General features: G+C 68.9%; 17 protein-coding genes and 1 tRNA gene. 7 read left to right on the plus strand and 11 right to left on the minus strand.

Annotated elements, in window-relative coordinates; translation table 11 throughout:
- Positions 1-52: 52 nt before the first annotated feature.
- Together ACWAUG_RS10540 and ACWAUG_RS10545 are read right to left on the minus strand one after the other, a co-directional pair.
- On the minus strand, positions 53-310 hold the full coding sequence (locus ACWAUG_RS10540) for a DUF3263 domain-containing protein (protein WP_298038792.1): 258 nt from the start codon (positions 308-310) through the stop codon (positions 53-55).
- 9 nt (positions 311-319) lie between these two features.
- Positions 320-1,312, minus strand: coding sequence for a DUF2332 domain-containing protein (locus ACWAUG_RS10545; protein WP_298038795.1), 993 nt, complete (start codon positions 1,310-1,312; stop codon positions 320-322).
- An 80-nt stretch (positions 1,313-1,392) separates the two neighbouring features.
- On the opposite strand from ACWAUG_RS10545, the gene msrB reads away from it, so the two are divergent.
- Entirely contained in the window at positions 1,393-1,806 is a 414-nt protein-coding gene (msrB, locus tag ACWAUG_RS10550) for a peptide-methionine (R)-S-oxide reductase MsrB (protein WP_298038796.1), read from the plus strand.
- The gene (locus tag ACWAUG_RS10555; protein ID WP_460802380.1) at positions 1,803-2,345 is read left to right on the plus strand and encodes a nitroreductase family protein; all 543 of its coding nucleotides are present in this window, start codon (positions 1,803-1,805) and stop codon (positions 2,343-2,345) included. Before msrB ends, ACWAUG_RS10555 begins: the two co-directional genes overlap by 4 nt.
- On the opposite strand, the gene ACWAUG_RS10560 is transcribed toward ACWAUG_RS10555, so the two are convergent.
- A complete protein-coding gene (locus ACWAUG_RS10560) occupies positions 2,346-3,290 on the minus strand; it encodes a DMT family transporter (protein ID WP_298038800.1) in 945 nt (314 codons plus the stop codon).
- 80 nt (positions 3,291-3,370) lie between these two features.
- Here ACWAUG_RS10560 and ACWAUG_RS10565 point away from each other — a divergent pair, with 80 nt between their 5' ends.
- The gene (locus ACWAUG_RS10565; RefSeq protein ID WP_298038803.1) at positions 3,371-4,024 is read left to right on the plus strand and encodes an SOS response-associated peptidase family protein; all 654 of its coding nucleotides are present in this window, start codon (positions 3,371-3,373) and stop codon (positions 4,022-4,024) included.
- Positions 4,025-4,028: 4 nt separating this feature from the next.
- On the opposite strand, the gene ACWAUG_RS10570 is transcribed toward ACWAUG_RS10565, so the two are convergent.
- Positions 4,029-4,748 (minus strand): tyrosine-protein phosphatase, encoded by a 720-nt coding sequence (locus ACWAUG_RS10570; protein WP_460802381.1) that lies wholly within the window; start codon positions 4,746-4,748, stop codon positions 4,029-4,031.
- A 75-nt stretch (positions 4,749-4,823) separates the two neighbouring features.
- On the opposite strand from ACWAUG_RS10570, the gene ACWAUG_RS10575 reads away from it, so the two are divergent.
- Positions 4,824-5,123: a hypothetical protein gene (locus ACWAUG_RS10575; protein WP_298038808.1), complete on the plus strand. Its 300-nt coding sequence runs from the start codon at positions 4,824-4,826 to the stop codon at positions 5,121-5,123.
- A gap of 62 nt (positions 5,124-5,185) precedes the next feature.
- On the opposite strand, the gene ACWAUG_RS10580 is transcribed toward ACWAUG_RS10575, so the two are convergent.
- Positions 5,186-5,261 (minus strand) — tRNA-Thr (locus tag ACWAUG_RS10580).
- 40 nt (positions 5,262-5,301) lie between these two features.
- Complete coding sequence (locus ACWAUG_RS10585) at positions 5,302-6,225, minus strand: thioredoxin domain-containing protein (RefSeq protein WP_460802382.1); 924 nt, start codon at positions 6,223-6,225, stop codon at positions 5,302-5,304.
- Between the two features lie 215 nt (positions 6,226-6,440).
- On the opposite strand from ACWAUG_RS10585, the gene ACWAUG_RS10590 reads away from it, so the two are divergent.
- Both ACWAUG_RS10590 and ACWAUG_RS10595 read left to right on the plus strand, forming a co-directional pair.
- Positions 6,441-7,544: an ABC transporter ATP-binding protein gene (locus ACWAUG_RS10590; protein ID WP_460802383.1), complete on the plus strand. Its 1,104-nt coding sequence runs from the start codon at positions 6,441-6,443 to the stop codon at positions 7,542-7,544.
- A gap of 67 nt (positions 7,545-7,611) precedes the next feature.
- Positions 7,612-8,916 carry a DUF4032 domain-containing protein gene (locus ACWAUG_RS10595; protein ID WP_298038815.1) on the plus strand — a complete coding sequence of 435 codons (1,305 nt, stop codon included), beginning with the start codon at positions 7,612-7,614 and terminating at the stop codon, positions 8,914-8,916.
- 3 nt (positions 8,917-8,919) lie between these two features.
- Here ACWAUG_RS10595 and ACWAUG_RS10600 read toward each other — a convergent pair whose 3' ends face one another.
- The 5 genes from ACWAUG_RS10600 to ACWAUG_RS10620 all read right to left on the minus strand — a co-directional run bounded on the left by ACWAUG_RS10600 (position 8,920) and on the right by ACWAUG_RS10620 (position 13,824).
- Positions 8,920-9,558 (minus strand): NAD(P)-dependent oxidoreductase, encoded by a 639-nt coding sequence (locus tag ACWAUG_RS10600; RefSeq protein ID WP_298038818.1) that lies wholly within the window; start codon positions 9,556-9,558, stop codon positions 8,920-8,922.
- A gap of 65 nt (positions 9,559-9,623) precedes the next feature.
- A complete protein-coding gene (rlmB, locus tag ACWAUG_RS10605; protein WP_460802384.1) occupies positions 9,624-10,631 on the minus strand; it encodes a 23S rRNA (guanosine(2251)-2'-O)-methyltransferase RlmB in 1,008 nt (335 codons plus the stop codon).
- Positions 10,624-12,033 (minus strand): cysteine--tRNA ligase, encoded by a 1,410-nt coding sequence (cysS, locus tag ACWAUG_RS10610; protein ID WP_460802385.1) that lies wholly within the window; start codon positions 12,031-12,033, stop codon positions 10,624-10,626. The genes rlmB and cysS overlap by 8 nt, the downstream gene beginning before the upstream one ends.
- A 34-nt stretch (positions 12,034-12,067) precedes the next feature.
- Entirely contained in the window at positions 12,068-13,249 is a 1,182-nt protein-coding gene (gene ispD, locus ACWAUG_RS10615; RefSeq protein ID WP_460802386.1) for a 2-C-methyl-D-erythritol 4-phosphate cytidylyltransferase, read from the minus strand.
- A 92-nt stretch (positions 13,250-13,341) separates the two neighbouring features.
- Positions 13,342-13,824: a CarD family transcriptional regulator gene (locus ACWAUG_RS10620; RefSeq protein WP_298038829.1), complete on the minus strand. Its 483-nt coding sequence runs from the start codon at positions 13,822-13,824 to the stop codon at positions 13,342-13,344.
- 135 nt (positions 13,825-13,959) lie between these two features.
- On the opposite strand from ACWAUG_RS10620, the gene ACWAUG_RS10625 reads away from it, so the two are divergent.
- The gene (locus ACWAUG_RS10625; protein ID WP_298038830.1) at positions 13,960-14,457 is read left to right on the plus strand and encodes a DNA modification methylase; all 498 of its coding nucleotides are present in this window, start codon (positions 13,960-13,962) and stop codon (positions 14,455-14,457) included.
- The last annotated feature ends 23 nt before the right edge of the window (positions 14,458-14,480 follow it).

Consider the following 14,480-nt stretch of genomic DNA (forward strand, 5'->3'; position numbering starts at 1 on the left):
GTTATCCGGCAATGCCTCGGAATCCCCACACAGCGGGCCGGAGCATGCCGGATCAGCCCGCGAAGCCGCGCATCCGCGACACGCGCTTGTCGGTGCGGTTCTCGCGCAGCCGACGCAGACGGCGAACGAGCAGCGGGTCGTACTCGAGCGCCTGCTCGGTGTCGATGAGCCTGCCGAGCAACTGGTAGTACCGCGCCGGGCTCATACCGAGGTTCGACCGGATCGCCTCCTCCTTCGCGCCGTTGTGACGCGGCCAGGCGCCTTCCAGCGTCAGGATCGCGCGATCGCGATCGGTGAGGTCTCCGAGCATGTCTTCAGGCTAAGCGTCCGTCGTGCCGCCGGCGGCACGCCACTCCCACCACCGGCCCAACGGGTCCGCTGCGGCGCGCACGCATCCGTCGAGGGCGACGACGGATCCGCGCCAATTCTGCGCGTCCACAGGCGGATTCCATCCGTCGTGAAGGGCCGGGGCGTCGATCGTGATCCAGCGCGCGGGCAGACGGCGGATGCCATCGATGAGCTGTTCGCGCCGCGAGCGCGGAATGTGCACGAGGACGCCCGGCGTGGTGATCACGAGCGTCGCATCGGCGGGTGCGGATGCTGCGAGCGCACCGATCCCGTCGACGGCATCCCCGCCCACCATCAGCGGCGGATCCTCGGCGACGATATCCAGCGCCGCCGTGATCCGCTCCTCGCGCCCGGTCTCCCCGGGCCAGACGAGGCCGCGCAGCCAGGCGCGGTCGCGGGCGTCGCGGGCGTCGAGCGGGTCGAGGTCGATTCCCGCGCGCCAGACGATCTCCGGCATGCGCAGCGGCGGGAGCTCTCCGCGCACGGTGCTGGTGAGGACGACGGGGCTCGGCCCGTCCTCGGGGTCGAGGGCGGCGCGCACCGTTCGAGCGTCGTCCACGAAGCGGTAGGAGTAGCGGTCCGGGTACAGGCACAGGCCACCCGACGCGCCGACCTCGAGCAGGGCGATCGGTCCGTCGATCTCGGACAGCACCGGAAGCAGGGCCGCCAGACGCAGGGGCTCGTTGGTCTGCACCCGGCGCGCGCTGCTCTCGGCGACGACGTCATCGGCATTGTCGATCACGAACCGGCGCCAGCCGTCGTATCCGACAAGGGGAGCGCCGAGCATGCGGGTCACGGCGAACACGAGCGGAGGCTGGCGATGGATGGCCGGAATCCGTGCGAGCACTGCTTGCACGACCGGATCGGATGCCACGCCGCGGGCCCATTCCGCGTAGAGGTCGGAGCGCCCGGGCGCCTCGTCCTCGGCGAAGCGGGCGTAGCGTTCACGAACAGCATCCGTCATGCATCCATTGTCACGCGTCGTCATGGATGACCCGCGCACACGTTCCCGGGGGCACAATGGAAGAGACCTCAGGAGGCGTGATGACGGATTACACCGTGAAGAAGACCGACGACGAGTGGCGCGAAGAGCTCGGCGATGAGCAGTTCGCCGTTCTCCGTCAGGCGGCGACCGAACGCGCCTGGACAGGCGAGCTGCTCGATGAGAGCCGTGCGGGCCTCTACACGTGCGGCGCCTGCAACGCGGAGCTCTTCAAGAGCGGCACGAAGTTCGACTCCGGATGCGGGTGGCCCAGCTTCTACGAATCGATCCGCCCCGATGCGGTCCAGCTCCTCGAGGACACCACCCTGGGCATGCAGCGCACCGAGGTGCGCTGCGCGAACTGCGGCTCCCACCTCGGCCATGTCTTCCCCGACGGTTTCGGCACGCCGACCGGCGACCGCTACTGCATGAACTCGCTGGCTCTGAACTTCACGCCCGGGTCCGATTCGGAGTGAGCGCGCTCGACGCTGTGCGTGCGCGGCAGTCGTGGTCCGAGGTCACCGAGCAGGCCCCGACCCGCGAGGAGCTGCTGCCGCTGGTCGCCGCCGCGGGCCGCGTCGCCGACCATTCATTCCTGCAGCCCTGGCGACTCATCGAGTTGCGCGGCGCCGACCGTGAACGGTTGGGTGCGGCGATCGCGAAGGCGCAGGGCGACAAGAAGCCGTCGACGAAGCCGCTGCGCGCATCCCTGCTGATCGCCGTGGTCGCCAGCTTTCGCAAGAGCGACAAAGTTCCGCACTGGGAGCAGGAGGCTGTCGCCTCCGGCGTCGCTCACACGCTCAGCCTGCTGCTGGACGAGGCCGGCTGGGGCGTGATCTGGCGAACCGGGTCGCACACCCGCACCAAGCCACTGCGCAAGGCGCACGGGCTGAAGAAGAACGAGGAGCTGCTGGGTTGGCTCTACGTCGGCGGCAAACCCGAGGGCAAGACCCCCGGACGCCGCAAACCCATCGATGCGGAGAGCATGCTCACCCGCATGCCCGAATCCGGCTGATCAGTTCCGGCGACGTCGCCAGGGCAGAGCCACGAGGACGGAAGCCACCGCGACGACGATCATCGCGAGAAGCTGCCAGAGCGCGGGGCCGGATGCCGCGGGCCACAGCACATCGATGACGACCGAGGCCGTCAGCTGGCCCAGTACCGACCCGAGCCCGAGCAGGAGCACCCCGGTGTGCGCGACGATCGCCGCGCCGAGCAGGATGTAGACGAAGCCGAGGAATCCGCCCACATAGAGCCAGGGCTCGGTCGGCAGCGCCTGCGGCGCACCGCGCAGCAGGACGCTGACCGTCGCCGCCGCCAGCAGGACGGTCGTTCCGGCGATGAAGCTCGTGAGCGTCGCGACCATGGGCGACTGCACGCGCTGCGCGAGGCGCCCGTTGGTCGCCGCCTGCCAGGCGATGCCGACTCCGGCGGCGAAGGGCAGCAGGAGCATCCACAGCGGTGCGTTGTCGAGCACGTCGCCGCTGAGCGAGATGCCGACCGCGGCGAGGGCGAAGACGCCGCCGAGCACACGGCCCGGTGTGACGGCCACGACGCCGGCCGGCCCGAACCCGATCCGGTCGAGCACGAGACCATGGATCGTCTGACCCGCCACGACGCCGACCGTGAACAGAGAGACGCCGAGCACCCCGGCGGTGAGCCCCTGCGTGGAGACCGTGAGCGCCCCGCAGGCACCGCCCACGAGCATCCAGGGAGGAATCGTGCGCGTGCGCACGCCGGTGCGCAGACGCGCGAAGGCCGCGCGGTGCCGCGCCCGAAGCGAGACGACGACGATGAGGATCGCGAGCCCGACGGCGAAGGAGATGAGCCCGGCGACGATTCCGTCGTCCAGGCGCACCCCGAGCACGCCGTTGATGCGGGCCTGGATCGCGGTCATGGCCCCGATCGACACCGCTGCGGCGATCGCGAGCGGCGCGGGGATTCTGCGGGTCTCGGACACTACAGAACCCTATCGAAATGCGCAGGCCACCCGGACACGGCGGCGTGCACAGTGTCCGTGGCCGGGGATACGCTGACGACATGTGCGCGAGCTACGGGTTGGATCCGCGATTCACCGATGTCGAGCTGCTGGCCGAGCAGGATGCCGCGATGCTCGAGGGTCTGCGCGAGTGGGCCGAGCACAACGCCGGTGAGACGTTGCGGCCGACCGGCCGCAACCGGCGCAACCTGAATCCGCTGATCGCCCCGGGGCCGCCGCCCGTGCTGCAGCCCGGCTGGTGGGGGCACCTCGTCGATGGCGCCCCGGCACCGTACCCATCCATCAACACGCGCTCAGAAAGACTGCAGCAACGGCCCGGGGCGCTCCGTCACCGGGCGATCGTTCCGGCGTCGGGATGGTTGGAGATGCGCAAGCCGGAACGGGTCTGGCACGAGTTCGGGCTCGGCCCGGGCATCGTCTTCGGCATGGCGGCCGTCACCCAGCACGGGCGCACCGCCGACGGAGAGGAGTACACCTGCTATTCCCTCGTGATGCGCCCCTCTCCCCCGCACCTGGCGGATGTGCATGACCGGATGCCTGTTCTCATCCCGACGTCGTTCGCCGACGAGTGGCTTCGAGCGGGTGCCGGGCGCGGTGTCATCGACGATGCGCTCGTGGCTGCAGCATCCCTTGACGAACGTGTGCGTGCGACCGCGCGTGCCGATGACCGCGGCGCGGCAGAACGCCTCTTCTGACGTTTCAGCCCGCCAGAAGTCGTGTGCGGAGACGGCTCTTCACACCATCATCGACGCCGGCGCGGGAGAGATACCCGTCGATCCCGCCGTCTCGAGCATCCAGCTCTGCGAGTGTCCGCGTCATGAGATCCGGCGGCGACCCCGCGAGCACCTCGATGAGCTCGTCCGTGACGGGCACCCGGAAGCGGCGGATCTTGCGCAGCATCCGCTCCGTCCACTCGCCCGACAGGTTCGCGGCGGTCGCCGCGTAGTCCGCGACGATGACGTCCCTGTCGATGCCGAGAGCCGTGAGCAGGAGGGCAACGACCAGCCCCGTGCGGTCCTTGCCCGCGGTGCAGTGCACGACCGCCCCGCCCTCGGCATCGGCGATCGCCCGGATCACCGTGCCGATGTCCTGCTGGTGGCGATCGAGCACGACGGCGTAGACCACCGGCAGGGTGAGCGTGCGCGGATCGACGCCGTGCGGGGCGCCGTCCATCGGCACGCGCAACAGCTCGATGCCGGTACCGCGCAGACGATCACGACCGCCGATGCGCCGGTCGAAACCCGAACGCAGATCGATCGCCTCCCGGATCCCGAGGTCCACGAGGCTGCGGCGTCCGTCACGGGTGAGCCGGTTCAGAGCGTCCGAGCGGAAGAGGAGGCCCGGGGTCAGCACGCCCGGCGCGACCTCCCGGAAGTTGAAGGTGCCCGGAACGTCCAAACGGGTGACCACATCGTCCATGCCGACATGCTAGCCACGATTCACCCCTGCCCGGCTATCGTGAGGGGCACAGCCGCAGACAGCGAGGAGAACGCGATGACCGAGGACAAGCCACGACCGCGTGCTCTGCGCGACGCCACCGCCGAGCCGCGCTTCGCAGCCCGCTACGCGACGATCGACGAAGTCGCCGAAATCCTCGGCGTCACACCCGTATCGCTTCGCCAGACGATGCGCCGCCGTGACGCCGGTGAAGCGTCCTCGGCCAGCGACGCGTTCATCGACCCGATCGGCAACGTCTCCGGCTACCTCTGGGACCGCGATGATCTGACCCCCGAAGCGGTCGAGGCCTGGCACAACCGCCCCCGCCGCGGCCGCAAGCCGAACAGCGCTCAGTAGCGTCCGGCTGCGACGATCGTGCTCCCACCATCGGCATGAAATGGAAGTGCCGCGAGAGCAATTGGAGCCGACTACGGGATTCGAACCCGTGACATCCTGTTTACAAGACAGGTGCTCTACCAGCTGAGCTAAGTCGGCGAACCCCTCCAGCTTAGCGATACGCCGGAGGGTCCTGAGTTCAGGGGGTCGCGGTCGGCGTGGGAGCCGGCGTGATCTCGGTGTCGCTGGCGACCGTCAGCACGAACTGCGAGAACTCGGCCGGATCCTTGAGCGAGCCCACATAGGCCTCGCCGTTGACGACGACCATCGGCGCACTGGTCAGAACCAGATCCTTCGACCCCTCGAGCGGGCCTGCGAGCGCCCGCGAGGTCGCCTCCTTGGCCCAGGAGGTGAAGTCGCCGTCTTCGATGCAGTCGCGCAGGACGTCGGAGTTCTCCGCTCCCACGGCGACCGCGAGATCGGCGAGCTCAACGTCGGTGCGGCCATTGCTGTCGACCGCGGGCTGGTCGATGAGCAGCTCGTGGTTGTAGGCGTAGAAGTACTCCGGCGCGTGCGTCACGACGCAGGCGGCGGCTGCGGCGGAGCGCAGGGAGTACTTCGTTCCGTTCGAGCTCGCCGTCAGCATCGACACTGGGTGGTAGGTCACCGAGACGGCGCCCTCATTGATCCACCCAGCCAGCTGAGGGGTGTTCGCGCGCTCGAATTCTCCGGCACCGGGCGAGAGGTAGTCGACGTAAATGTGCACGTCGACGGCCGCGGTGGACTCTGCGGGCTCGGGCGTCGACTCGGCGCCCTCCGCCTCGCCTTCCTCGCCCTCGGCGACCTCATCGGCGCCGTCATCGGCGACGGCGACGCTGCGCACGACGATTCCGTCGCCGCTCATGCCGCTCGGGTTCAGCGTGGGCTGGGAAACCGACGACGACACGGTGAGCGTCACCGCCGTTCCGATCGCGGCAACCGCGACCACCACGATCGCACCGATCGTGAACCGTCGGATCAGACGCGCACGCGACTGCTGTGCACTCACTTGCTGGGCCTTCTCCCGAACCGCCTCACGAGTATTGCGAGGGGCGGGGACGTTCGGCGTTTCGTCGCTCGACATCGTTCCTCTTGAAAGTCTGGTGGGGACGGGCTCCCCATGACCCCGAACAGAAGCAGGGCCGCCTTCGATGTTAACCAGCACAGCTGGGAAATACCCAGGTACCGCGGTTCGTGCCATACTGATTCCGACCCGATGGCGGGTCACGGCGGGCCTCGCACCGCCGCATCCATCACAACGGATCGTCCGGCACGTACCTGCCGGTGAAGGAGAAAACAATGGCATCTGTCACGTTCGACGCCGCAACGCGTCTGTACCCCGGCGGAACCCGCCCGGCCGTCGACAAGCTGAACCTCGAGGTCGCAGACGGCGAGTTCCTCGTCCTGGTCGGCCCCTCCGGTTGCGGCAAGTCCACGTCGCTGCGCATGCTCGCCGGCCTCGAAGAGGTCAACGACGGCCGCATCCTCATCGGAGACCGTGACGTCACGGACGTGCCTCCGAAGGACCGCGACATCGCGATGGTCTTCCAGAACTACGCGCTGTACCCGCACATGACCGTCGCCGAGAACATGGGCTTCGCGCTCAAGATCGCCGGCGTCGGCAAGGAGGAGCGTGCTGCACGCGTTCTCGAGGCCGCCAAGCTCCTCGACCTCGAGGAGTACCTGAACCGCAAGCCGAAGGCCCTCTCGGGCGGTCAGCGTCAGCGTGTCGCCATGGGCCGCGCGATCGTCCGTCAGCCGCAGGTGTTCCTCATGGACGAGCCGCTGTCGAACCTCGATGCGAAGCTCCGCGTCCAGACCCGTACGCAGATCGCATCGCTGCAGCGCCGCCTCGGCGTCACGACCGTGTACGTCACGCACGACCAGACCGAGGCTCTGACCATGGGCGACCGCATCGCCGTCCTCAAGGACGGCCTCCTGCAGCAGGTCGGTACCCCGCGCGACCTGTACGAGCAGCCCAGCAACGTCTTCGTCGCCGGCTTCATCGGCTCCCCCGCCATGAACCTCTTCACCGCAGACCTCGCCGAGGGCGGCGTGCAGTTCGGCTCGGAGATCGTTCCGCTGGACCGTGACATCGTCGCCCGCGCCACGGGCACGCAGGTCACGATCGGTGTTCGCCCCGAGGACATCACGGTCGGCCCCGCCGACGGCAAGGGCCTCTCAGTCCACGTCGACCTCGTCGAGGAGCTCGGCGCCGACGGCTACCTCTACGGCCACGCGGAGATCGCCGGCAAGCGCACCGACATCGTCGCACGCGTCGACGGCCGCAACCACCCGAACGCGGGCGAGACGGTGACCCTCGCGGCCAACCCCGGCCACGTGCACGCCTTCGACCTCGAGTCGGGCGAGCGTCTGAACAAGGAAGCCATCGTCGCTTCCTGACCTCTCTCCCACGCGGCGCGGGCCGGCCTTCGGGCCGCCCGCGCCGCGTCGTCATCCCAGGAGCATCATGCCGGAATCCCTGCGCATCACCGCCAGCCAGATCGATCCGGGCCTGCTCGCGCTTCCCTGGTCGACCCCGCTCGCGAAGTGGCCGTCGGAGCGGATCGTCTCGCTGCCGAAGGGCCTCTCCCGCCACCTCGTCCGTTTCGCCGACCTGTCGGGTCGTGTGGTGGCCGTGAAGGAGACCACCGGGGAGATGGCCCAGCGCGAGTACGACATGCTCGGCAACCTCGCCCGCCTGGATGTGCCCTGCGTCGAACGTGTCGCCGTCATCGCCGGTCGCAGCAACGAGCGCGGCGACGCCCTCGCCGCTGCCCTGGTCACCTCGCACCTGCGCTTCTCGATGCCCTACCGCGCCCTGTTCACGCGGGTTCTCCGCCCCGACACGGCGACGCGCCTGGTGGATGCGCTCGCGCTGCTGCTCGTGCGTCTGCACAATGTCGGCTTCTACTGGGGCGACGTGTCGCTGTCGAACACGCTCTTCCGACGGGACGCCGGCGCTTTCGCCGCCTATCTCGTGGATGCCGAGACCGGCGAGCTGCACGAGGAGGGTCTCACCGAGGGGCAGCGCCTCTATGACCTGGATCTGGCGCGCACCAACATCGCCGGCGAGATCATGGATCTCGCCGCGGGCGGTCGCCTGGAGCACGGAGTGGATGCTGTCGCCATCGCCGACGGCATCGTCTCCTCATACCATTCGCTGTGGGCGGCGCTGACCGCCGAGGAATCGTTCTCCGCGGGCGAGACCTGGCGCATCACCGAGCGCGTCGAGCGCCTCAACGCGCTCGGCTTCGACATCGATGAGATGTCGATGACGGCCGCCGCCGATGGCACGCGTGTCGAGATCCAGCCGAAGGTCGTGGATGCCGGACACCACCAGCGTCGCCTGATCCGTCTCACGGGCCTCGATGTGGAGGAGAATCAGGCACGGCGCCTGCTCAACGATCTCGACGAGTTCCGCGCACGTTCGAAGAAGGACTGGGCGGATGAGGAGATGTACGCCCACGAGTGGCTGACCCGGGTCTTCGAGCCCGTGGTTCGAGCGATCCCCTACGACCTGCGCGCCAAGCTCGAACCCGCCGAAGTCTTCCACCAGGTCCTCGAGCACCGCTGGTACCTTTCGCAGGCGGGCAGACGATCCGTTCCGTTGGCCGAAGTGCTCACCTCGTACATCAACGACGTGCTCCGCCACCGCCGCGATGAGGCGACAATCATGGGGCCGCCGACCGAGACGATGTCGCTCCCCGTCGTCACCGGCGCGATGCTCCTGCCGGATGACGACGAGGAGATCGACTGGCGCGACCTCGTCTGAGGGTCAGTAGCCGACGGCGAAGTTGTCGCGGCTGTGCTTCGGGTTCTCGATCTCGTCGACGACCGCGACCGCGAGGTCGGGGCCGGAGATGAAGGATTCACCCGCAGCATCCGTGACGAGCACCTTGCCGCCATCGCGATACTCTCCGGTGCGCTCACCGACGTTCCAGGCGCCGAAGCCGCCGGCGGGGTGGATGAGGAACCAGTCCGCTCCCCCGGCATCCGTCTGCAGGTCTTCGAGGACACCGGCCATCTCCAGCGCCTCGGCCTTGTAGTCCTCGGGGAAGTCGGTGTCGACGAGGCGCGGTCCGCCCTCGGCGACGAGGCTACCGCCGGCGCCACCGACGACCGCGAGACGCACGTTCTCAGGCATCGCAGCACGCAGCTCCGAAATAGCGGGGCGTACCTGGCCGGCCATCACGCCGCGCGGCGACAGCGCGGCGACCACGACATCGGCCTCCCCGATCTGCGTGAGGAGCGTGGGTACGTCGAGGATCGTCCCCTCGACATACACGGCGCCCTCGACACGATCGGCCGGAACGCTTCGGGCGACGGAGACGACCGAGTGCCCGCGCGACACCGCCTCGTTCACGATGTGCGATCCGGCGTAACCGGTTCCTCCGATGACAGCGATGCGGGACATGCTCTTCCTTCCGACGATGGGTCTTACTGAGCATCCAATCGCCGGAAGGGCGCGTTTATTCCCGCTCAGATGCCCTTCGCGGCGCGAGCCGTGGCCACCTGGTACAGCGCGACCGAGGTCGCGATACCGGCGTTGAGCGACTCGGTCGCCGCCGAGATCGGGATCGAGACGATCTGATCGCAGTGCTCGGTCACCAGGCGCGAGAGGCCCTTGCCCTCGGAACCGACGACGATCACCACGGGGCGATCCGACAGCTGCAGCTCGGGAAGCTGAACGTCGCCGCCGCCATCGAGGCCGATGACGAAGACGCCCTGCTTCTTGAATTCCTTGAGCTGGGTGGTCAGGTTCGTGGCCATCGCGACGGGCAGGCGTGCAGCGGCGCCGGCGCTGGTCTTCCACGCCGCCGAGTTGACGCTCGCGGAACGACGCTGCGGCAGGATGATGCCGTGGCCGCCGAACGCCGCGGTCGAGCGGATGATCGCACCGAGGTTGCGGGGGTCGGTGATGCCGTCGAGCGCGACGAAGAGCGGTGTCTCACCGCGATCGATGACCTGCTCGAGCAGGTCCTGCGGATGCGCGTACTCGTAGGCGGGAACCTTGATGGCCACGCCCTGGTGCACGCCGTCGAAGCCGGCCATGCGGTCGAGCTCCTGTCGCGTCACCTCGAGCACGGGGATGCCCAGGCCGGTAGCGATCGAGAGCATCTCCTTGACGCGGTCGTCCATCTCGACGCGCTGCGCGATGTAGAACGCCGTCGCGGGGATCTTCGTGCGCAGGGCCTCGAGCACCGAGTTGCGGCCGGTGACCGTCTCGATGTCGTCGTTCGCCTTGGCTCGGGAAGTGCGGTTGGGGTTGCCGCCCTGAGTGCGCGTGCCGCTGGGGCGCACCTTGCCTCCCGCCGCCGCGAAGCGCTCCTGGGCCGCCTTGCGCTTGCCGGCGACGTGCCAGGCGCGGTCCTCCGCCTTCGGGGTCGGGCCGCGGCCCTCGAGCGACTTGCGCCCGTTTCCTCCGGTGCCCTTCTGAGCACCCTTCTTCTTGCTGTTGCCCGCTCCGGGGCGACTCGGCTTAGCCATCGATACTCCAATGAGTTCCGGCCGGAGTGTCCTCCAGCGTGATTCCTGCAGCGGCGATCGCATCACGGATGCGATCGGCCGCTGCCCAGTCCTTGTCAGCGCGCGCCTGCGCACGCTGCGTGATCATCGCCTGCACGAGGGCGTCGAGGGCGGATGCTTCGACACCGCTCCCCTCGCCCGTCGCAGCGGTCGCGGTGTCGAGTCCGAGCACCGCGAGCATCGCCTGGACCGCGCCCGCGGCCCCCGTCGCGGCGACCGCGTCTCCGGCATCGAGCGCGGTGTTGCCGGCGCGCACCGTCTCATGCACGACCGCGAGGGCCTGCGGCACGCCGAGGTCGTCGTCCATCGCGATGGCGAATGCTGCGGGGATCTCGCCGGCGGCGACCGCGGCGGGCGCGGCATCCGTCTGGCGGAGCACCCGCTGGCGGAACGTCTCGATGCGATCGAGAGCAGCCTCGGCCTCGGTCCACGAGGACTCGCTGAGGTCGAGGCTCGAGCGGTAGTGCGCGGCGGCGAGCGCGTAGCGCACGACGAGGGGGTCGCGCCCGGCGAGCACATCGGCGGCGAGGGTGAAGTTGCCCAGCGACTTCGACATCTTCTGCCCGTTCACTGTGACCAGGCCGTTGTGCACCCAGTAGCGCGCGAAGGCGTCGCCCGCGGCGGTCGACTGGGCGAGCTCGTTCTCGTGGTGCGGGAAGCGGAGGTCGAGGCCACCGCCGTGGATGTCGAACTCTGCTCCGAGGTAGCGCCGCGACATCGCCGAGCACTCGATGTGCCAGCCGGGACGCCCTGCGCCCCAGGGGGACTGCCACGTGGCATCCGCCGGCTCACCGGGCTTGGCGCCCTTCCACAGCGCGAAGTCCTGCGGGCTGCGCTTGGCACGGGGGTCCGCGTCGGCGGCAGCCTCCATGTCCTCGGGACGCTGATGGGTGAGCGATCCGTAATCGGACCAGGAGCGCACGTCGAAGTAGACGTCGCCGGAGCCGTCGGATGCCGGGTACGCGTGCCCACGCTCGATGAGGGTCGCGATGAGCTCCTGCATCTGCGGGATGGATGCCGTCGCCCGCGGCTCGTACGTCGGCGACAGGATGCCGACACCGGCGTACGCCGCGGTGAACTCCTGCTCCATGCGGTACGCGAGCGCCCACCACGGCTCGGTGGCGGTGGCGTTGTCGATGACCTTGTCGTCGATGTCGGTGACGTTGCGCACGAAGGTGACTCGTCCGTAGCAGTGCGTCAACCAACGGCGCAGAATGTCGAAGCCCAGAGCCGCCCTGACATGACCGATGTGGGGGCCGGACTGCACGGTGGGTCCGCAGACGTACATCGTGATGTTCTCGGGATCGAGAGGCACGAAGTCCCGCAGCGAAGCTGCACGGGTGTCATAGAGGCGGAGAGTCACCGCTCAAGGATACCGGTGCCCCGCTGGGCGTTTCCTACCCGATGCGGTGCACGAGGGCGATCGCGGTCGCGGAGATGCCCTCGCCACGGCCCGTGAAGCCCAGGCCGTCGGTCGTCGTCGCGGTCACCGCCACCGGCGCTCCGCCCAGGGCGGCCGACAGCTCGCGCTCCGCCTCGAGCCGGCGCGCGCTGAACCGGGGCCGGTTGCCCTGGAACTGCACGGACACGTTGCCGATCGCGAATCCGGCCTCGGCGAGGATCTCGCGGGTGCGGGCGAGGAAGACCGCGCCGTGCGCGCCGGCGTACTCCGGATGCGCGGTGCCGAAGTGCTCGCCGATATCGCCGAGCCCGGCGGCGCCCAGCAGCGCGTCGACGATGGCGTGGGCGACGGCATCCCCGTCGGAGTGCCCGGACAGCGCGGGCTCCCCCGGCCATTCGAGACCGGCGAGCCACAGCGGGCCCTCACCCCCGAAGGCGTGCACGTCGGTGCCGATCCCGACCCGGCCGATGCCCTGTGGCACGGCGGGCTCGAGCAGCTGCCGTGCGCGGGCGAGGTCGGCGGGGGTGGTGATCTTGAAGGCCCGCTCGCTTCCGGCGATCCGGCGCACGGCGCCGCCGGCCGCCGCGAACAGGGCGGCATCATCGGTGTACTCGACACCGGATGCCGCGGCTGTGCGGTATGCGTCGTCGAGCGCCCGGCGCGGGAAGCCCTGCGGGGTCTGAGCCGCCGCGAGCACCTCCCTGTCGACGGCGGCGACGACATCATCGCCGTCGACCCGCTTGAGCGTGTCGACCACCGGGAGCGCGGGGATCATGCCGGAGTCCGTCACGGCGCCGGCGACGGCGTCGATCTGCGCCGACGGCGTCAGGGCGCGCGCCGCATCGTGGGTGAGCACGCGGGTCACATCGCCCCACAGCGCGGCGAGGCCGGCCGCGACGGACTGCTGACGAGTGGCGCCGCCGCCAACGACGCTGCCGAGCTCGGCACGATCGCCTGCCGCGGCGAGCAGCTCCGCCTGCGCGACGCCGACATGGGTGTCGGGTGCGACGACGACGACCTGCATCGGTTGCGCGGCGAACACGCCGTCGAGCGCATGGCGCAGAACACTACGGTCATCGATGCCGACGAAGGCCTTGGGCGCATCGGCGCCCAGACGGGCGCCGGAACCGGCGGCGACGACGATGATCGCGGTCGTGGGAACGGGAATCAGGCTCACGTGCTCACGTTACCGCCCGGGCTCTGCCGGATGAGCCCGGATACGACGAAGGGCGGATGCCGCAGCATCCGCCCTTCGTGAGAATCTTCAGATCAGGAGGCGAGCACCTTGTCGAGCAGCTCGCCGGCCTTCTCCTCATCGCACTTCTCTGCGAGCGCGAGCTCGGAGATGAGGATCTGACGGGCCTTCGCGAGCATGCGCTTCTCACCCGCCGACAGTCCGCGGTCCTGATCGCGGCGCCACAGGTCGCGCACGACCTCGCTGACCTTGATGACATCACCGGAGGCGAGCTTCTCAAGGTTCGCCTTGTACCGGCGCGACCAGTTCGTGGGCTCCTCGGTGAACGGTGCGCGGAGCACCTCGAACACGTGGTCGAGACCCTCCTGGCCGATCACATCGCGGACGCCGACCAGGTCGACGTTCTCGGCCGGAACCTCGATGATCAGATCGCCCTGCGTCACGTTGAGCTTGAGGTACTTCTTGGTCTCGCCCTTGATGACGCGATCCTTGACCTCGATGATCGTCGCTGCGCCATGGTGCGGGTAGACGACCGTCTCGCCAACTTCAAAAAGCATAAAATCGTGTCCTTTCGGCAACCTCCAGAATACCACAGGCGACATGCGCTAAGGTTTGCCCCCTCGTCGATACCGGAGCACCCCTCGGATGCGCCTAGAATGGATGCGGATATCCCCAAGCTCCCAGGAGGACTCGTGAAATCGCGCCTTGTAGCGTCTGCCGCCATCAGCGCCCTCGTTCTGCTCGGCGCGACGGGATGCACGTTCATCACCCCGCAGTCGACGACGATCGAATACGCCGCCTCCGACGGCGTCAACGTCAACACCGGCGGGCCCCTCGAGGTGCGCAACGCCCTCATCGTGGCGAACGAAGACGGCTCGACCGGCAACCTCGTCGCGGCCATCGTTAACCCGGGCGCCGCTGACGCCACCCTCACGTTCGAGATCGACGGACTCGAGCCGTTCACCGTGCGCGTCGGCGGCAATGAGGTCCTCAGCCTCGGCACGAACGCCGAGCCCATCCGCATCGATGACCTCGACTCGATCCCGGGTTCGACCATCGAGGTCTACTTCCAGTCCGGCGACGAGACGGGCGAGGTCATCGCCGTCCCCGTGCTCGACGGCACGACTCCTTACTACAGCGACCTCGTTCCGGCACCCCTGGACGACGAGGAAGACGAGGGCGACGCCTGATCGCGTCCCGCAGACAACGAGAG

Source organism: Microbacterium sp. GXF6406 (assembly GCF_054798215.1).